General features: G+C 60.8%; 16 protein-coding genes, 1 tRNA gene and 1 pseudogene. 7 read left to right on the plus strand and 11 right to left on the minus strand.

The genetic code is table 11. From position 1 onward, the window contains the following. The first annotated feature begins 71 nt into the window (after positions 1–71). From C4J93_RS27780 to gudD, 3 genes are all read left to right on the plus strand, one after another. Positions 72–173 (plus strand): hypothetical protein, encoded by a 102-nt coding sequence (locus C4J93_RS27780; RefSeq protein WP_372238147.1) that lies wholly within the window; start codon positions 72–74, stop codon positions 171–173. 148 nt (positions 174–321) lie between these two features. Next, positions 322–1683, plus strand: coding sequence for an MFS transporter (locus C4J93_RS17835; protein ID WP_124407757.1), 1362 nt, complete (start codon positions 322–324; stop codon positions 1681–1683). 18 nt (positions 1684–1701) lie between these two features. Continuing rightward, positions 1702–3027, plus strand: a complete 1326-nt coding sequence (gudD, locus tag C4J93_RS17840) for a glucarate dehydratase (protein ID WP_124430098.1) — start codon at positions 1702–1704, stop codon at positions 3025–3027. A gap of 44 nt (positions 3028–3071) precedes the next feature. Here gudD and C4J93_RS17845 read toward each other — a convergent pair whose 3' ends face one another. Beyond that, a complete protein-coding gene (locus C4J93_RS17845; protein WP_124430099.1) occupies positions 3072–3449 on the minus strand; it encodes an addiction module antidote protein in 378 nt (125 codons plus the stop codon). 360 nt (positions 3450–3809) lie between these two features. Here C4J93_RS17845 and C4J93_RS17850 point away from each other — a divergent pair. Then, positions 3810–4004: pseudogene (locus C4J93_RS17850) on the plus strand (dienelactone hydrolase); the annotation flags it as partial. 130 nt (positions 4005–4134) lie between these two features. Next, entirely contained in the window at positions 4135–4305 is a 171-nt protein-coding gene (locus C4J93_RS17855) for a DUF2986 domain-containing protein (protein ID WP_124430100.1), read from the plus strand. Here the strand turns inward: C4J93_RS17855 and C4J93_RS17860 are convergent. The 5 genes from C4J93_RS17860 to C4J93_RS17880 all read right to left on the minus strand — a co-directional run bounded on the left by C4J93_RS17860 (position 4277) and on the right by C4J93_RS17880 (position 8365). After that, entirely contained in the window at positions 4277–5272 is a 996-nt protein-coding gene (locus tag C4J93_RS17860) for a GlxA family transcriptional regulator (protein ID WP_124430101.1), read from the minus strand. The two genes, C4J93_RS17855 and C4J93_RS17860, sit on opposite strands and share 29 nt — an antisense overlap. 4 nt (positions 5273–5276) lie before the next feature. Continuing rightward, positions 5277–5819: a cysteine hydrolase family protein gene (locus C4J93_RS17865; RefSeq protein ID WP_124430102.1), complete on the minus strand. Its 543-nt coding sequence runs from the start codon at positions 5817–5819 to the stop codon at positions 5277–5279. Positions 5820–5982: 163 nt separating this feature from the next. Next, a complete protein-coding gene (locus tag C4J93_RS17870) occupies positions 5983–7194 on the minus strand; it encodes a YeeE/YedE family protein (protein WP_124371325.1) in 1212 nt (403 codons plus the stop codon). Between the two features lie 138 nt (positions 7195–7332). Further along, a tRNA-Asn gene (locus C4J93_RS17875) sits at positions 7333–7408 on the minus strand. 54 nt (positions 7409–7462) lie between these two features. Next, a complete protein-coding gene (locus C4J93_RS17880; RefSeq protein WP_124430103.1) occupies positions 7463–8365 on the minus strand; it encodes a LysR family transcriptional regulator in 903 nt (300 codons plus the stop codon). 99 nt (positions 8366–8464) lie between these two features. Between C4J93_RS17880 and lldD the strand changes: the two genes are divergently transcribed. Then, entirely contained in the window at positions 8465–9619 is a 1155-nt protein-coding gene (lldD, locus tag C4J93_RS17885; RefSeq protein ID WP_124363668.1) for an FMN-dependent L-lactate dehydrogenase LldD, read from the plus strand. 286 nt (positions 9620–9905) lie between these two features. Further along, positions 9906–10832: a GGDEF domain-containing protein gene (locus C4J93_RS17890; protein ID WP_124363669.1), complete on the plus strand. Its 927-nt coding sequence runs from the start codon at positions 9906–9908 to the stop codon at positions 10830–10832. A gap of 207 nt (positions 10833–11039) precedes the next feature. Here C4J93_RS17890 and C4J93_RS17895 read toward each other — a convergent pair whose 3' ends face one another. The 5 genes from C4J93_RS17895 to C4J93_RS17915 all read right to left on the minus strand — a co-directional run bounded on the left by C4J93_RS17895 (position 11040) and on the right by C4J93_RS17915 (position 17814). Continuing rightward, positions 11040–11813 (minus strand): TenA family transcriptional regulator, encoded by a 774-nt coding sequence (locus tag C4J93_RS17895; protein ID WP_372237506.1) that lies wholly within the window; start codon positions 11811–11813, stop codon positions 11040–11042. 76 nt (positions 11814–11889) lie between these two features. Then, on the minus strand, positions 11890–14352 hold the full coding sequence (locus tag C4J93_RS17900) for an EAL domain-containing protein (RefSeq protein WP_124430104.1): 2463 nt from the start codon (positions 14350–14352) through the stop codon (positions 11890–11892). 71 nt (positions 14353–14423) lie between these two features. Then, complete coding sequence (locus tag C4J93_RS17905) at positions 14424–16241, minus strand: ABC transporter ATP-binding protein (protein WP_124430105.1); 1818 nt, start codon at positions 16239–16241, stop codon at positions 14424–14426. After that, complete coding sequence (locus C4J93_RS17910; protein ID WP_177413553.1) at positions 16234–16836, minus strand: DsbA family protein; 603 nt, start codon at positions 16834–16836, stop codon at positions 16234–16236. Before C4J93_RS17910 ends, C4J93_RS17905 begins: the two co-directional genes overlap by 8 nt. 36 nt (positions 16837–16872) lie before the next feature. Next, on the minus strand, positions 16873–17814 hold the full coding sequence (locus tag C4J93_RS17915) for a rhodanese-related sulfurtransferase (RefSeq protein ID WP_124367761.1): 942 nt from the start codon (positions 17812–17814) through the stop codon (positions 16873–16875). Positions 17815–17947: the final 133 nt, after the last annotated feature.

Genomic DNA, 17947 nt, shown 5'->3' on the forward strand with positions numbered 1-17947 from the left:
GTTGGGCTGGTGGGAGCTTAACACTGGGTTCAGGCGCGGCGTTGGGTTGATTCGTGAAACGATTGACTTGTATGACAACCAATCTTAAACACTTCAGTGCCATTCCTGTATTGGGGATTTTTTGCCGGGGGTACCGGCGGCTACAAGGCTTAAAAAACCCATTAAAAACCTGATAAATAACCAAAAGAAAGCCTGCTCGCCGCTTTTATAAGAATAAATACAGATCCCAACGCATTGCGGTTTTCAAAAAACAACTTGTATGATGTCTGGCAACAAGACACGCAAACCCGCATAAAAACAAATCAGGGGGAGTTTTGAATTGTGAACAATTCAAGCCATGCATCTGCCACACCAGAAACTGATTCGGTGCTCGCTCGCGCCGTGAGCAAAGTGAAGGGCCATGTGCTCCCACTGTTCGTGATCATGTTCATCCTCAACTACATCGACCGGGTCAACATCGGCTTCGTGCGCACGCATATGGAGCACGACTTGGGCATCGGCGCGGCGGCCTATGGCTTCGGTGCCGGGCTGTTCTTCATCGGCTACGCGATCTTCGAAGTGCCGTCGAACATGCTGCTGCAAAAAGTCGGCGCGCGCATCTGGCTGACCCGCATCATGTTCACCTGGGGCATCGTCGCCACGATGATGGCGTTCATCCAGAACGAAACCCACTTCTACATCCTGCGCTTTTTGCTGGGCGTGGCTGAAGCGGGCTTCTTCCCAGGCGTGATTTACTACTTCACCCGCTGGTTGCCAGGCGTGGAGCGCGGCAAAGCCATTGCGATTTTCCTCAGTGGCTCGGCGGTTGCTTCACTGATCTCCGGCCCGCTGTCGGGTGCGCTGTTGCAGATTGAAGGCTTGGGCTTTCACGGCTGGCAATGGATGTTCGCCATCGAAGGCCTGGCCTCGGTGGCGCTGGGCTTCTTCGTCTGGTTCTGGCTGGACTCCAAGCCCCATGACGCCAAGTGGCTGAGCCGCGAAGAACAGGACGCGCTGGTGGGCGCCATCGATCAGGAACAGCGTGATCGCGAAGCCCTGACCACGGTCAAACCGACCATCGGCAAACTGCTCAAGGACCGTCAGATCATGCTGTTCTGCGCCTTGTATTTCTGCATCCAACTGACGATCTATGCGGCGACGTTCTGGCTGCCGAGCATCATCAAGAAAATGGGTGACCTGAGCGATGTGCAGGTCGGGTTCTTCAACTCGATTCCCTGGCTGATCTCGATCATCGCCATGTACGCCTTCGCATCGCTGTCGGGCAAATTCAAATTTCAGCAGGCCTGGGTCGCGGCAGCCTTGTTGATCGCGGCAGCCGGGATGTTCATGTCCACCACTGGCGGGCCGATCTTCGCCTTCGTGGCCATCTGCTTTGCGGCCATCGGTTTCAAATCCGCTTCTTCGCTGTTCTGGCCGATCCCACAGGGCTACCTCGACGTGCGCATTGCCGCCGCGGTGATCGCGCTGATCAACTCCATCGGCAACCTGGGTGGCTTTGTCGCACCGACCACCTTCGGCTTCCTGGAACAAACCACCGGCTCGATCCAGGGCGGGCTTTACGGCCTGGCCGGCACCTCTGTGCTCGCGGCCATCCTGGTGTTTTTCGCCAAGACGTCACCGTCTGCCGGCTTGATGTCGCCCAGCGTTGCGCCCACCGGCGCCGCCGTCAGCAAATCTATTTGAGCGTATAAGGACTTTGCCATGAACACGCCTGTTGTCACCCATTTCCAAGTCATCCCGGTCGCCGGCCACGACAGCATGCTGCTGAACCTCAGCGGCGCCCACGGACCTTATTTCACCCGCAATATCGTCATTCTCAAGGACAGTTGCGGCAACACCGGCGTAGGCGAAGTGCCCGGTGGCGAGCGCATCCGCGAAACCCTGGAAGACGCGCGCGGCCTGGTGATCGGCCAGCCCATCGGGCAGTACCAGCGCATCCTCAATCAAATGCGCACCACCTTTGCCTCACGGGACGCGGCCGGTCGTGGGCTGCAAACCTTTGATCTGCGTATCACCATTCACGCCGTTACCGCGATGGAGGCAGCCCTGCTCGACTTGCTCGGGCAATTCCTCGAAGTCCCGGTGGCGGCCCTGCTCGGAGAGGGACAGCAACGCGATGCGGTGAAAATGCTCGGTTATCTGTTCTACGTCGGTGACCGCAGCGCAACGGACCTGGCCTATCGCAACGAGGCCGACGCCGACGACGACTGGTTCCGCCTGCGCCACGAGAAAGCCCTGACCGCCGACGCCGTGGTACGCCTGGCCGAAGCCGCCAAAGCCAGATACGGCTTCAACGACTTCAAGCTCAAGGGCGGCGTGCTGAGTGGCGATGCAGAAATCGAAGCCGTTACGGCCCTGGCCGAACGCTTCCCCGATGCGCGCATCACCCTCGACCCGAACGGCGCCTGGTCACTCAAGGAAGCGATCCGCCTGTGCCGTGACCAGCATCACGTACTCGCCTATGCCGAAGACCCCTGCGGTGCGGAAAACGGTTACTCGGGCCGCGAAGTCATGGCCGAATTCCGCCGCGCCACGGGTCTGAAAACCGCCACCAACATGATCGCCACCGACTGGCGTGAAATGGGCCATGCGATCCAGCTGCAATCGGTGGACATTCCCCTCGCCGACCCGCACTTCTGGACGATGCAGGGCTCGGTGCGGGTGGCACAACTGTGCAACGAGTGGGGCCTGACCTGGGGTTCGCACTCCAACAACCATTTCGATATTTCCCTGGCCATGTTCACCCAGGTGGCCGCCGCCGCACCCGGCGAGATCACCGCCATCGACACCCACTGGATCTGGCAGGACGGCCAGCGCCTGACCAAGGCGCCCCTGCAGATTGAGGGCGGCTACGTAAAAGTGCCGGCCAAGGCGGGCCTTGGGGTGGATATCGACATGGATGCCGTGGCCAAGGCCCATGAGTTATACAAAGGCATGGGGCTGGGCGCGCGGGACGACAGCGTGGCGATGCAGTACCTGATTCCAGGTTGGAGCTTCAACAACAAGCGACCTTGCCTGGTGCGGTGAGACCTCGAGGCAAAGCCGGCCACTGTCTTCAGTGTCATGGTCGATTATTGGCCGGCCGTCGCCGGCTTTGCCCCAGGCGCTTGCTTGCTCGCAATCGGCTGCACCGTCAGCTCCACCCCCAATGCCACCATCAACTTCTGAATCGTCTCATAGCGCGTTTTGGAGCCACCTTTGAGGGTTTTATAAAGACTTTCCCGATTAACTCCCGCCGCCTCGGCCACCTTGTTCACGCCCTGGGCCTTGGCCACCTCGGCAAGGGCCTTCATGAGGATGTGTGGGTCCTGAGACTTCATGCTCTGCGCCAGATAAGCGCTGATAGCCTGCGGATTGTCGAGGAAGCGTGAAGCTTCGTAGACGCGGGTACCGGATGTATCCAGATCGAGGATCGACATGTCCTCGGGTTTGAATTTCGATTTGCTCATTTCATCCACCTCTCAGGGCATCGAGGATCTCTACTGGCTACTCCCTGTGATGCCAGTGAATTTTTAATTGCGATGAAAGCCGCAAGCAAAACCCTAGTCCAGCACCCGCCCGAGCGGCCGATCGATACTATTAGCACCTGTTTCCCCCGCTGACACAGCACACATCCAATGTGGGAGGGGGCTTGCCCCCGATAGCGGTCTATCAGTTAAAAAATGGCTGACTGGCACACCGCAATCGGGGGCAAGCCCCCTCCCACATTTGGATCGGCGTAGGCCAACCCATGTAAAAAGTCACCTGGCTCGCATTATTCTGTCCTGACGCTCGCAGCCCGAACCGGAGGCTTTCCATGAGTTCACCCAACATCGCAATACGTGGAAATCAGCGATGCAAGCCACTTCAGCTTTATGGCGCAGTGCAAACCCGGCGCAGCGGCAATGCTCGACGAGGATGCGCCCGGCGACGGCATCATTTGCCAGGATGGCGCGGGCGGGCGGCCTCGGGCGGCGATCCAGCAGCAGGTGGTCACGCTGATCAGCAAGTTCCTCGCACATTAATCTGTGGCGAAGGCGCTTGCTCCATCGCCGCAGGTACAGCGCATCCTTGACGGGTGCCTTTCAATCCAGGACCACGGCCACAGTTTTCAAACTGGTATCATCCGCGCCCTCCCCCATCAGGCCAACACACATGAACCGCCAGAAAAAACTCAAGCAGCTCTTCAAGGCCAAGGCCAAAAAGGCCAGTGCCAAACTTGCGCCGAAGAGCAAAGATACATACGTCAGCAAGGCGGACCGTTTAAAGCTGGCGGCCGAGACCGGCCAGGAGCCGGTTACGCCCCTTGAGACGCTGGCTGAATAAGGCGCATCGCTGAAGGCGTGCCCGTTTCATATTTGCCCCAGATACGCCGCAGGTGGCGCGCCGAACCAAAGCCTGCGCGCTCGGCGACGGTTTCGATGTCCAGGCTCGACTCCACCAGCAGCTCGCGAGCCACGGCCAGGCGCAGACGGTGCAGGTAATCCAGCGGGCTGATGCCGACATGCTCGTGGAACAGGCGCGCCAGATGGCGGCTGCCGGTGCAGGCCAGGTCCGCCATGCGGGTGACGGTCCAGGCGTCGCAGGGGGCGGCGGCAATGGCGTCTTGTACGCGATGGACGGCCGGGTGCAGGTGATTGCGTCCGGCTATCCACGGCGATAACTGCGGGTCAGCGCCGCTGCGACGCAGGTACACCACCATGTCCCGCGCGACGGCGCACGCCAGCCTTGGCCCGGCACGCTCGGCGATCAAGTGCAGCATCAAATCGATACCGGCGGTGATCCCGGCGCTGCAACTGACCCGACCATCGGTGACGTACAGCCGGTTTTCCAGGACCCGGGCCTTGGGCGCGAGGGCCTGGAGGGTGGCGCACAGCGTGTGGTGCGTGGTGCATTGGCGCCCGTCGAGCAGGCCGGCACGGGCGGCAGTCAGCGCACCGGCGCACACGCATATCAAACGTTCGGCAGAGGGCGCGAACACCGTCTGCAGCCACTGCACCAGGCTGTCGCTGGCGGATTCGAAGGCCTGCTGGCGTGCTTTGTCCACCTTCATGCTGGAGCCGACCAACACCACCAGGGTGCCCGGCGCCAAGCGGGTCGGCAAGGGTGCCAGACCGGTTAACGGCAAACCGATGGAGCTGTTCAGGGATGCCACCGGGCTGACGTACTGCAGCTCGAATTCCACGGCCGCCGGGTCGTCGGCCTGCGCGGCCAGGCGCAGCACTTCGGCAGGCCCCGCCAGGTCGAGCATCAGCACATTGGGCAACAGCACGAACAGCACCGGCACGCTCATGGATTCACCCCGCCAATGCCTGGGCGACGGTGACGATGCGCGCAAACCGATCCTCCAGCACCAGTTCCGTACGCTCGCGAATCTCCGTCGGGGTGTACACCCGGCCGCTGCGTGCGTGGGTCATCGGGAAGGTCAGCGTAGCCTCACTGACGAAGTCGACGTTAAAACCGCTGTCCGAGGCCTGCCGCGTGGTGGTTTCACAGCACTGTTCGGTACGAATGCCGCTGATGATCAAGGTGGTGACGCCCATCTGCGTGAGGCGCGCGGCCAGCGACGTACCGGCAAAGGCGCTGTGGTAGTGCTTATGAATGACCAGCTGCGGATCGATCGATAACTCGCTCAATGTCTTGACGTTACCCGATGCCATCGAAAAGTGCCCCTGGTCTTCCACATGAAAGACTTGTACCACCGGGATGCCCTGCTGAACACAGCCGTCGATGAGGGCCTGCTGGTTTGCGAGGTAATCCGGCAGGTCGTTTTCGGACCAGTAGGGTGAATGACGGAAAGAATGCTGGGCATCAATCACGATCAGGGCTTTGCGGTTCATGGCGGGTCCTTTTGGCTTATGTATGGAGGCAGTGCTGCAAGCCATGGTAAAGACCCTGCCGGATGCACAACAGGCGCAAGGCGGACCGATTCAGGACGGATTCGGACATGCCAGTGGATGCCATGGCCGGCAGCTGCCAGCCAGGCGACTATGAACCGCTCGTTCAGCAACCACTCAAGGCGACCTGTGGCCGTTCGCCGGCGAAGAAAAACGGTCGCAGGCGTACGCCCACGCTATTGCCGATAAACGCGGCCACCAGCCACAGCCAACCATGCAGGCTCCCCGAGGCAATGCCGCTGAAGTAGGCGCCAATGTTGCAGCCGTACGCCAGGCGCGAACCATACCCGAGCAGCAAGCCGCCGATGACCGCCGCGATCAACGAGCGCGCCGGGATCTTCAAGCTCGGCGCGAAACGCCCGGCTAGGCCGGCGGCCAACAGCGCGCCAAGAATAATGCCGATGTCCATGACGCTGGTGATGTCTTCCCAAACCGGTGCGGCCAGGGCCTTGGCATTGCCCGGCACCTGCCAGAACGCCCAACTGGCCACGTCCACCCCCAGCCCGCTCGCCACCTTGGCGCCCCACAGCGCGAACGCTGAAGTAATGCCCCATGGCCGCCCGGCCAAAGCCAGCGTGGCGTAGTTGAGCAAGGCCAAGCCAATCGCCCCCCACACCAACGGCCACGGCCCGCGCAGGAAACGGCGCAGCCCCTGATGTTCGCTGGTCACGCCGGCTTCAAGCTGACCGTGGCGGCCCTTCTCCAGGCGCACGGTCACCAGCGCAATGAGCGCGAATACAGCCAGGCTCAGGAGCAACGCCGGCAATACGCCGAAACTTTTGACGATTGAAACGGGCGGGAACGACGGCAAGGCAAACCACCAGTCAACGTGGTGCGTAGCGATCAACGATCCGCAGATAAAGAACAACAGAGTCACCAGCATGCGCGCATTACCGCCACCCACGGTGAACAGGGTGCCCGACGCGCAACCGCCGCCCAACTGCATGCCGATGCCGAAGATAAACGCGCCGAATACCACCGACACTCCGGCCGGCGCCACCAGCCCGACCACCGGCTGGCCGAACAAGCTGCCCGCGCCCAGCGCCGGGAAGAACAACAACACCGCTACCGCCAGCATCACCATCTGCGCGCGCAAGCCGGCGCCGCGTCGATCATTGATAAACACGCGCCAGGCCGAGGTAAAACCAAAGGCGGCGTGGTACAGCGTCAAGCCCAATGCGGCGCCGACGACCAGCAACAACACCTGGCGCACACCCACTGTGTTTTGCAGGAAGACGGCGCCCGCCATCAGGACGATAAAGGCCACCAATGGCGCGAACGGCTTGCGCGCCGGGGTCAGGGAAAGGGAAGTGCTCATGGGGATCTCAATGTGTTTGAAGCTGGCCAGTATAGACCCAGAGCGATGGCGGACAGGCGCGGTCGTTCAGGTACGCGCTGTTGCCGGGTCAAATTTCAAGCAAAAAAAAGCCTGCATCTCTGCAGGCTTTTCTCTATCTGGCTCCACGACCTGGACTCGAACCAGGGACCCAATGATTAACAGTCATTTGCTCTACCAACTGAGCTATCGCGGAATGCGCCGTATGTTACTGATTAAAAAGAAGAAGTCAAGCCTCCTCTGACGTGTGTCACGCCGTGGTGGGATGACCGGCCGAAACCGCCTGCTCCCTGGCCAGTTCCAGCCATGCGCGCGCGGCGGGTGGCAAGTGGGCACTGGCGCGCCAGGCCAGGGCGATATGCCAGTCGGTGTGGGGCTCGTCCAAGGGGATCAATGCGATGCCGGCGTGTTGGTGTGTGTGCGCCAGCATCCGTGGCAGGAAGGCGACGCCCAGGCCGGCGGTGACCAGGTCGACGATAAAGTCGATCTGCCCACTACGAGCCGTCACCTTTGGCACCACGCCCTTGCGTTCGCAGGCGGCGAGGATTTTCGCGTTGAGGGCGAAACCGGCTTCGAACAGGATGAACGGCGAGTCTGCCAGGTCGGTGAAGTCGATGCGTTCGCGGCGCGCCAATGGGTGGCTGACAGGCAATACGGCGATCAGCGGTTCGTTGCGTACAGGCTGGTAGTCGAAGCCTTCATCCACCGGCAGCAGCAGGGCCGCGAGGTCAACCTCCCCGGCTTCCAGGCATTCGCGCAGTTTTTTGCTGCCGTATTCGGTGAGTTCGATGTCGATGTCGGGGTAGCGCGTGCGGTAGGTAGCGAACATTGTCGCAAACAGTACGCCGCAACCTACCGGTGGCAGACCGATGCGCAGCACGCCGCGCTTGAGACCGCGCAGGTCGTTGATCTCCACCACCAGGTCATTATGTTCGGCAAGCAGCACCAGGGCGCGGCGGTAGGTAATTTCGCCGGCGGCGGTGAGTTCGTTCTTGTGGCCGAGACGATTGAGCAGCGGTGTGCCCAACTCCTCTTCGAGGGTCTTGACCGCCTTGCTGACCGTGGACTGGGTCAGGGATACCACCTCGGCCGCCTGGGAAAAACCGCCCTGGCGCACCACTTCGACAAACGCTCGCAGGGTTCGCAGGTTCATCTGTATTCCTTTTGCGACTGGATTGCAGCGATAAAAGTTGTTTTTATCATGCCAGAACTTTGCTTATCGTGGGCCACTTTGCCGAGTGGAGCCCAAGCCATGATTATTTCGTCCGCCTCCGATTACCGTGCTGCCGCCAAGCGCAAGTTACCGCGTTTTCTGTTCGACTATATCGATGGCGGCGCCTACGCCGAACACACCCTGCGCGCCAATAGTTCGGACTTGGCAGAGATCAGCCTGCGCCAGCGCATCTTGCGCAATGTCGACAACCTGAGTTTGAAGACCTCGCTATTTGGCCAGGAGCTGGCCATGCCGGTCATCCTCAGCCCGGTCGGCTTGACGGGCATGTATGCGCGACGTGGGGAAGTGCAAGCAGCCAAGGCGGCGGCGAACGCCGGTGTGCCCTTCTGCCTGTCGACGGTGTCGGTGTGCCCGATCGAGGAAGTCGCCTCGCAAAGCCCGCAGTCGATCTGGTTCCAGCTGTATGTGCTCAAGGATCGCGGCTTCATGCGCAATGCCCTGGAGCGGGCGCAGGCAGCAGGCGTGACGACGCTGGTGTTCACCGTGGATATGCCGACCCCTGGCGCGCGTTACCGTGATGCGCACTCGGGCATGTCCGGGCCGTATGCGGCGCAACGGCGGATATTGCAGGCCGTGACCAAGCCGCAATGGGCGTTCGATGTGGGCTTGATGGGCCGCCCCCACGACCTCGGCAATATTTCCAGGTACCTGGGCAAACCCACGCACCTGGAAGACTACATCGGCTGGCTGGCCACCAACTTCGACCCGTCAATCAGTTGGAAAGACCTGGAGTGGATCCGCGACTTCTGGAAGGGCCCGATGATCATCAAAGGCATCCTGGACCCGCAGGACGCCAAGGATGCCGTAAGTTTCGGCGCCGACGGCATCGTGGTCTCCAACCATGGCGGCCGCCAGCTCGATGGCGTGCTGTCGACCGCCAAAGCGTTGCCGCCGATTGCCGAGGCCGTTGGCGATGACCTCACCGTGCTGGTGGATTCCGGCATTCGTTCCGGGCTCGACGTAGTGCGCATGCTCGCGCTCGGCGCCAAAGCCTGCCTGCTGGGGCGCTCTGCAGTGTATGCGCTGGCCGCCGATGGTCAGCATGGCGTGGAAAACCTGCTGGAGATTTTCGCCAAGGAAATGCGCGTCGCCATGACGCTGACAGGGGTCACTTCCATCGCGCAGATTGACCGTTCTACGTTGGTAACCCCCTCTTCAAACATTCAATATTAGTCAGAGAAATGGCGCGACTGTTTGTCGACGGTTTTCATGAAAAACCAGTTCATTGATTTATATAGGTATTTATTAATTCAAACGATTGGCACGAATCTGGCTCTAACCCACTCACGCAGGTCAAGCGATGACAAGACGTGTGGCAGTGCCCTGGGCTTATAACCCGGCGTAAAGCGGTCTAAACTGTTTCCAATGTTTTACGGAACTGAAGGAACAGTAAGACGCTTGGCACTTGCCACTCTCATCCCGCCTGTAAGACAGTCATGTGCTTAGAGGCCGCCTACGTATGAAAACACCGACCCAGACCAACGCAATTGACTTTGACAGTGCCAAATTGCAACGCCTGGGGTTTGGTCAGCCGTCCCTTCGCCCCCATCGCCCCGCCACCCTCGGTCAGCTTCGCCAGCAACTGAACCAGCAATTGCAGACCAGCCTGGAACCGGAACGCATCCTCGGCTTGTTCTTCCGTGAAGTGCAACGCCTGGTGCCACTGGATGCCCTGCAATACCGCTACGCGATCAGCGACCTGCGCCTGGAGTTCGGCCATCGCGGCCATCATTCGGTGAGCTACACCTTGAGCCATGAGGGCGAACACTTGGGCGAACTGGTGTTCCGTCGCAACCAACGCTTCCTCGAAGAGGAACTGGGCCAGCTCGAGTCCCTGCTCGCAACGTTGCTTTACCCAATGCGCAACGCCCTGCTCTACCGCGCCGCCACCCGCAGTGCCCTGCGCGATCCTTTGACCGAAACCGGCAACCGCGTGGCCATGGACCAGACCCTGCAACGGGAAATTGACATGGCTCGGCGCCATATGCACCCGCTGTCCCTGTTGATGCTGGACATCGATCACTTCAAGAAGATCAATGACACCCATGGTCATGCCGCTGGCGACAGCGTATTGCGCGCCGTGGCCGCAGCGATCAAAAGCCAGTTGCGCAACGTGGACATGGTGTTTCGATTCGGCGGGGAAGAATTTCTGATCCTGCTCTCCAACACCGGGCGCGATGCGGCGCGAATGGTCGGCGAGCGCTTGCGCCAGGCGGCACAAGCCCATGATTACTGGGTGGAGGGTACGCGGGTCGACTTGACGGTGAGCCTTGGCTGTTCGACGTTATTGGCGGCCGAGTCGGCGGAAAGCCTGCTGCGCCGGGCCGACAATGCCTTGTACGTGGCCAAGCGCGAAGGCCGCAACCGCTTGGCAATGGCGGGGTAAAACCCCGCCATCACAATGCCAGTCAGTTAACAGATGGCGCAGGTAATCGGTAACTTGTGGCGAGGGAGCTTGCTCCCGCTGGACTGCGTAGCAGTCCCTTCTTTTTGAACAAACAACAGGGCCGCTGCGCGCCCCAGCGGGAGCAAGCTCCCTCGCCACAGTACCGCGATCCTTCTTAAGTGAGTGGCATCAGCCATCACGGGTGCATCACGCCTCGCTGGCGACGCGCGCCTGGCGCTCACGAACGAGTACGGGCGCCTTTTCTTTCTCTTGTTCCAGGCGCATGCAGCTTTCCAGGAACAGGTACATATAGTCGTAGCTCTTGCACACCGCCTGGCGCAACTCCACCTGCAGGGCCTTGCTCGGGTTCGTGCCGGCCAGGGTGCAGATGATTTCCAGGGCTTCCCAAGGGTGCGCGTCATCATACTGGGCGTGCATCTTCAGCCACTTCATCGCGCGTTTGCGTTCTTCCTCCGGGAAGGCGGCAGCATACACGCCGGTGGAACAGACCACGGCGGACCACTCCCCAGTGGCGCCCTCGATGGCATAGTTGGTGGCGGCAATCGCAACGATCAACGAATCCGCCGAACTGGTGTGCCAGCACCAATGACTCAATGCGTGCAACTCCGGTGGCACGTCCTGTGCCTGCAGCTCTTCAAGACTGACGCCATGGGCACGCGCCCAATGCACCCAATAATCGGCGTGGTTCAATTCCACGCGGATATTGCGCATCAGCCAGCGTCGCGCCATGTCCTCCCCCGGATGGCGGGCAAACTTGGTCTTGGTGAGGTTCTGTGCCATGTACAAGGCGAACTGCTCCACCACGGGCCAGCCACCGATCAGGTAGTGGCGCATGGTCTTGGCGCTGAGCGTGTTATCGCGCATGCGTTGGTACAGTTCGTGTTCGACAACCCGACGCTTGCTCTCGCTACAGTCCAGGATCAATTGCTGCGCCCAGGCGGGGTAACTCGAGGCTTCCATAAGCGGGCCGGTTCTGTTGAAGGTGTCGATCACTGTAGGGCTCCTTTTTAAGTGTGATGTACAGACCAGCAAAGTTTCAGCGGAATGTGCCGGGCGCCTTGAATAACAGGGGCTGCGGCCGCGCAGGTCGGCATTGCAGGCTATCGAAGGTAAACAATTGCGGACGTTCGATCAGATAGCCCTGAGCGTAGTCCACGCCTATCTCAAGTAATGCCTGTTCGATCTGCGACGTTTCAACAAACTCGGCGATAGTGCGCTTACCCATCACATGGCCGATATGATTGATCACTTCGACCATGGCGCGGTTAATCGGGTCGTCCAGCATATCCTTTACGAAACTTCCATCGATCTTCAGGAAGTCTACAGGTAAATGTTTGAGATAGGCGAACGAGGACATTCCGGCACAAAAGTCATCCAGGGAAAAGTGGCAACCTAACGCTTTGAGTTCATTAATAAAACGAATGGCACTGCCTAAATTGGCGATAGCGCTTGTCTCGGTTATTTCAAAACAAATCGTTTCCGGAGGGATGTTGTAAGTGCCGAATTTCTCACGTAAAAAACCAAGAAAATCGTCATCGCCAATGGTTATTCCTGACAGATTAATCGCACACATAGCCATAGGTCGGCCCGGACGCTCGTGCATGCAACGCGCGATGATCTTGAAGACGTTCTCCACCACCCACCGGTCCAGTGAAGTCATCAAGCCGTAACGCTCGGCCGCCGGAATAAAACTGTCGGGCAGAATGATTCGCCCCGCCTCGTCGTGCAGCCGCAGGAGAATTTCGATGTGCCCATTGCCCGCTTCGGTATGGCCCAGAGGCGAGATTTCCTGGGAGTACAGGCAAAAACGATTCTCTTCCAACGCCATGTGCAAGCGCTGTACCCAGGCCATTTCACCAAAGCGCAGGGACAGCTCCGAGTCATCGGCGTGATACACCTGCACTCGGTTACGCCCCTTTTCCTTGGCCATGTAGCACGCCATATCGGCGGCGCGCAGGGACGTCTCCAGGGTGGTCGGGGTGTGTGAGATATGCACCAGACCGATGCTGACGGTGGTCATGAACGGCCGGCCCTTCCACACGAAATGCAGGTTCTGCACGGTGTGGCGCAGGCTCTCGGCGATCTTCTCGGCCACCGGCGCCGGGCAGTTCTCCAGGAGGATGCCAAACTCATCGCCGCCCAGCCGCGCCAGGGTATCGCCTTCGCGCAAGTCCGATTGCAGCAGCGCGCAAATGTGCCGCAGCAACTCGTCACCCGCAGCGTGGCCACAGGTGTCATTGACCAGCTTGAACTGGTCCAGGTCGAGAAACATCAAGGCATGGCGGCCGTTTTGCTGGCGTGTCACCTGCTGCAGTACCTGCTCCAGGCGGTATTCGAATTCACGCCGGTTGGCCAGGCCGGTCAAGGCATCGTGGGTAGCCTGCCAGGAAAGATTGGCGATGTACTGGCGCTCCTGGGTCATGTCATGCAGCACCAACACCGCGCCACTGACCTTGCCGGCGCTGCGAATCGGCGCGCCCACCAGGGTCACGGAAACGGTGCTGCCGTCCAGGCGCTGGATCAACTTGGAATGTTCACTGCCGCCACTGAGTTCGCCCTTGATGATGTGCTCGATCAGGGTGAAGCCGTCCGGCTCCGCGTTCTCATCCAGCAACTTGAACAACGCCGCCAGCGGCAGGCCTTGGGCCTGGGCCGACTGCCAGTGGGTCAGCGCTTCGGCGGCGGGGTTCATGTAGGCAATCGCACCGTCCACGTCGGTGGTGATGACACCGTCGCCAATCGACTCCAGGGTAATCTGCGCCCGCTCCTTCTCCGCCTGCAGGGCATCGGCAAACGCGTGACGCTGGGCCAGCAACTTGTGCGTGCGCAGCAACGCCAGCACGATCAGCCCCAGGGCCGTGGCCAGGTTGGTGATCAACAACAGGCGCAGGATCATCCGCGACCCTTCACCCAGGGCATCACTGAATGCCTTGGCCGCCGGTGTCACACCTTCGTTGATGGCCGTGATGCGCGCCTTCCACAGGCGCACATCGTCAGCATTGACCCGATCGGCAGTAACGGCGCCATGCATTGCCTGGGCGAGATCGTCCAGCTGCAACAAGTAGCCGTCGCCCACCGTCCAGAGCTCGATGGCTTTTTCCAGGTAACTGAAATGGCGGAAGTTGAGGTACAGCCAGATCAGGCTGGAGACGTCGTCCGGGTGGTTGCCACCCTTGATGATGCCCTGGCGTGCGGCGGGGATATCCGGGGTGGGACGGTCCAGCGCAACGCGCAATTCATGCCCGCCCTGGGGCACGGCAATCGCTTGCTGATATTTGAGGTAAGTGGCGGCTTCGCGGTTATCGGCGTAAAGGGTCAGGTAGTAGATGGCGTCCTTCTGGCCCTTGGACCACAGACTTTCGCCAGCCACATAGCCACGCACCGCCGAGAGCACGTAGAGACTGACGCAGCCTAACAATGCCTGGAACAGCACGACGGCAATGAAGGGCCAGACAATGCCCAGCAACCGTGGCGTTCCGAGAGTCCGCTTTTGCTTCATGAAGTCCCTTGCACATGCACAGCTCAATACGCACGCGAAAATCCGCTCCCGATCGCACAACCTAAGCCAAATCACCGCACTTGTTGCAAGTGTCCATACAATTTGGCGTACAGCCCCCCGTCGGCAATCAATTGCTGATGGTCGCCATCCTCGGCGATACGCCCGCCATCGAACACCAACACCCGATCCGCCTGTTTCACCGCTGAAAGGCGGTGGGCGATGATCAGTGTAGTACGCCCGCTGAGAAACCGCGCCAGTGCCTGGTGCAGGTTGTACTCGGTGGCCGCGTCCAGCGCCGAGGTGGCTTCATCCAGGATCACCACCTTGGGCTCGGCCAGCACCATGCGCGCGATGGCCAGGCGTTGCCGCTGGCCGCCGGAAAAGCGCACGCCAGAGCGACCTACTACGCTGTCCAGGCCTAACGGCAATGCCTTGACGGTCGCCTCCAACTGGGCGATTTCCAGTGCCTGCCAGCATGCCTGATCCGTACGCTCGCGGCCCATTGTCAGGTTGGCGCGTACGGTATCGTTGAACAGTGCCGGGTGTTGCAGCACCACCGCGACGTTTTCGCGAATGGTCGCCAGCCCGATGTCCTGCTGGGTCGCGCCGCCAAAACGGATGCTGCCGGCCTGGGGTGTGTAAAGGCCCAGCAACAGTTGCACCAGGGTACTTTTGCCGCCGCCGCTGGCGCCGACAATCGCCACCTTCTCCCCCGGTGCGATGGCCAGGTTCAATTGGTCGAGCACCAGGTCATCGCCGTAGCCGAAGTCCAGGCCGCGCACGTCGATGCCAACGGTTGCACGCCCGGTGAACGGATCGGCCCCCCCGGCATACTGCGGCTCGTCGGCGCGGGCCAGCAGCTCGTTGATGCGGGTCAACGCGCCGCCTGCCGCGTAGTAAGCATATTGCAGGTTCAGCAATTGCTCCACCGGGCCGATCATGAACCACAGGTAGCTGAACACCGCCAGCATCTGGCCGATGGACAGGTCGGAAAACAGCACGGTGAGCATCGCCGCTGCGCGAAAAATGTCGATACCGAACTGGAACAGCAAGCCACTGGCACGGCTGGACGCGTCGGTCTTCCATTGCGAGTGAATGGCGTAGTCGCGCACTTCCTGGGCACGTTGGCCCAGGCGCCCGAGGAAAAAGCCCTGGCGGTTACCGGCGCGCACTTCCTGGATGGCGTCCAGGGTTTCGGTCAGCGCCTGGGTGAAGCGCGAGGTGCTGTCGTTTTCCAGTTTCTTCAAGTGTTTGACGCGCTTGCCCAACTGCACCGTGGCGTAGATCACCAGCGGGTTGAACAGCAGGATCAGCAGCGCCAGTTGCCAGTGCATCCACACCAGGATGGCCGAGGTGCCAACCAGGGTCAGCATCGCCACCAGAAAGCGGCTGAGGGTTTCGCCGACGAATTTGTCCAGTGTGTCCAGGTCGGTGACCAAGTGGGTGGTCACCGTGCCGCTGCCCAGGCTTTCGTATTCGCCGAGGGAGATGCGCTTGAGCCGCTCGATCAGCCGCACGCGGATGCGGTAGACGATGTCCTTGGCCAGTCGCGCAAACAGCCGCGCCTGCACCACGTTGAACACCAGTGCGCCGCAGCGCAGGACCAGGGTCACCCCCAGCATCAGGCCGATATAGCCGGCGGCCTGCTGCCAGCCCAGCGGCAAGGCGTGGTTCATCACCTTGAGCGCGGCATCGCCACGGCCCAACAGCACTTCGTCGACCAACAGCGGTAACAGCAGCGGGATAGGTACGCTGCACAAGGTCGCGAGCACGGCGACGCTGTTGGCGATCCACAGGGATTTCCTGTGGCGCAGGGCCAGGCGGCGAATTTCCGCCCAGGTCAGGCGGTCGGTGCGCTTGGGTTCAGGCGTGTCGGGCTGATCATGCACAGGTGGCGCGCTCCAGCCATCGCCCCAGCAATGGCGACAATTCGGACAAGGGCTGGTAGCCATTGGTCAGCAACGCCAACTGGCCATTGCGCTCGGCCAGCAAGGTCGGGAAGCCCGCGATGCCCAGGTCCTGTACCCAGGTGAAATCGGCGGCCGTGGCCGCGTGCTGTTCGGCGCGGTCGAACTCGCCGGCAAACTCGATACGCGGAATACCGGCCTGCTCGGCCAGTTCCACCAGCACATGGGCAGAGGTGACGTCACGGCCTTCTACATAAAATGCGTGCTGGATCAGCCCAAGCAGCGTCCAGGCGCAATCGGGCGCCAGGCTGCGCGCCGTGACGATGGCGCGGCACGCAGGCTCGGTGTCATAGACAAATCCATCGGGCAGCGCGCCTTCGCGCTTGAACGGCTGGCCGGTGGCGTCAGTCACCGCCTGCCAGTGCTCGAGGATATAGCGCCGGGTGTTCGGCTCCAGCGCCGCGCCGCTGCCGGTGCGCAAGCCGCCCACCACCAAGTGCAACTCCACACCGCCCGCCCGGGCCTGCTCAACCAGCGCCTGCGCCACCGGGGCAAAGCCCCAGCACCAGGAACACATCGGGTCCATCACATAGAGCAGGCGCGCGGGCATGGTTCAAGCCTCGGAAGGGGTTTGCTTGTAGTTGAAGCCAATCGGGTGCGGCATATTGCGAGCCTTGGCCAGTTCGATCTGCTTTTGCCGGTCGATGGCGCTGCGACGGGTTTTCTCCGGCAGCTTATCCCAGCAATGCGGGCAACTGATGCCGGCCACGTAGTGCTCGGACGCGCGGTCTTCGACGCTGACCGGTGTGCGGCAGGCATGACATTGATCGTAGTCGCCTTCGCTCAAGTCGTGGCGCACCGTCACACGATTGTCGAAAACAAAGCAGTCGCCCTGCCACTTGGTCTCTTCCTGCGGCACCTCTTCGAGGTATTTGAGGATGCCGCCCTTGAGATGATAGACCTCGTCAAAGCCCTCGCTGAGCATATAGCTCGAGGCTTTCTCGCAGCGAATGCCACCGGTGCAGAACATGGCGACCTTCTTGTGCCTGGCCGGGTCGAAGTTGGCTTTGATGTAGTCGGGGAATTCGCGAAAGCTGGTGGTTTTCGGGTCGATTGCGCCTTCAAAGGTGCCAATCGACACTTCGTAGTCGTTGCGGGTGTCGATCAACAGCACTTCGGGGTCGCTGATCAGCGCGTTCCAGTCCTTTGGGTCGACGTAGGTGCCGACCTGTTTATTCGGGTCGACACCGTCGACGCCAAGGGTCACGATTTCTTTCTTGAGCTTGACCTTGGTGCGGTAGAACGGCTGCTCGTCGCAGTACGACTCTTTGTGGTCGATGTCGTCCATGCGTGGGTCGTTCTTCAGCCAGGCCATCAGGCCATCGATGCCTTCGCGGCTGCCGGAAACGGTGCCGTTGATGCCTTCTTCGGCGATCAGCAACGTGCCCTTGATGCCGTTGTCGACCATCGCCTGCAACAGTGGCTCGCGCAGGGCAACGTAATCTTCAAGGGTGACGAACTTGTACAGTGCCGCCACGACGATAGGTTGGGTCATGGGTGTTCTCTCCAGGTGGCTACCCTCGTAAGGGGTGAACCGGATAAAAAAACGCGCCGGCCAGGCGGCGCGGCGCGCATTCTAGCAAAACCACGCCGCCGCCGCATCGACACACAGCCGCTGATATTGCCTC

It is taken from the genome of Pseudomonas sp. R2-37-08W, from assembly GCF_003851705.1.
Taxonomy (GTDB): Bacteria; Pseudomonadota; Gammaproteobacteria; order Pseudomonadales; family Pseudomonadaceae; genus Aquipseudomonas.

Coding starts and splice junctions, on each gene's coding strand:
- C4J93_RS27780 (WP_372238147.1), top strand. CDS start 72: ATGACAACCAATCTTAAACACTTCAGTGCCATTCCTGTATTGGGGATT.
- gudD (WP_124430098.1), top strand. CDS start 1,702: ATGAACACGCCTGTTGTCACCCATTTCCAAGTCATCCCGGTCGCCGGC.
- C4J93_RS17845 (WP_124430099.1), bottom strand. CDS start 3,449: ATGAGCAAATCGAAATTCAAACCCGAGGACATGTCGATCCTCGATCTG.
- C4J93_RS17855 (WP_124430100.1), top strand. CDS start 4,135: ATGAACCGCCAGAAAAAACTCAAGCAGCTCTTCAAGGCCAAGGCCAAA.
- C4J93_RS17860 (WP_124430101.1), bottom strand. CDS start 5,272: ATGAGCGTGCCGGTGCTGTTCGTGCTGTTGCCCAATGTGCTGATGCTC.
- C4J93_RS17865 (WP_124430102.1), bottom strand. CDS start 5,819: ATGAACCGCAAAGCCCTGATCGTGATTGATGCCCAGCATTCTTTCCGT.
- C4J93_RS17870 (WP_124371325.1), bottom strand. CDS start 7,194: ATGAGCACTTCCCTTTCCCTGACCCCGGCGCGCAAGCCGTTCGCGCCA.
- C4J93_RS17880 (WP_124430103.1), bottom strand. CDS start 8,365: ATGAACCTGCGAACCCTGCGAGCGTTTGTCGAAGTGGTGCGCCAGGGC.
- lldD (WP_124363668.1), top strand. CDS start 8,465: ATGATTATTTCGTCCGCCTCCGATTACCGTGCTGCCGCCAAGCGCAAG.
- C4J93_RS17890 (WP_124363669.1), top strand. CDS start 9,906: ATGAAAACACCGACCCAGACCAACGCAATTGACTTTGACAGTGCCAAA.
- C4J93_RS17895 (WP_372237506.1), bottom strand. CDS start 11,813: ATGGAAGCCTCGAGTTACCCCGCCTGGGCGCAGCAATTGATCCTGGAC.
- C4J93_RS17900 (WP_124430104.1), bottom strand. CDS start 14,352: ATGAAGCAAAAGCGGACTCTCGGAACGCCACGGTTGCTGGGCATTGTC.
- C4J93_RS17910 (WP_177413553.1), bottom strand. CDS start 16,836: ATGTGTTCCTGGTGCTGGGGCTTTGCCCCGGTGGCGCAGGCGCTGGTT.
- C4J93_RS17915 (WP_124367761.1), bottom strand. CDS start 17,814: ATGACCCAACCTATCGTCGTGGCGGCACTGTACAAGTTCGTCACCCTT.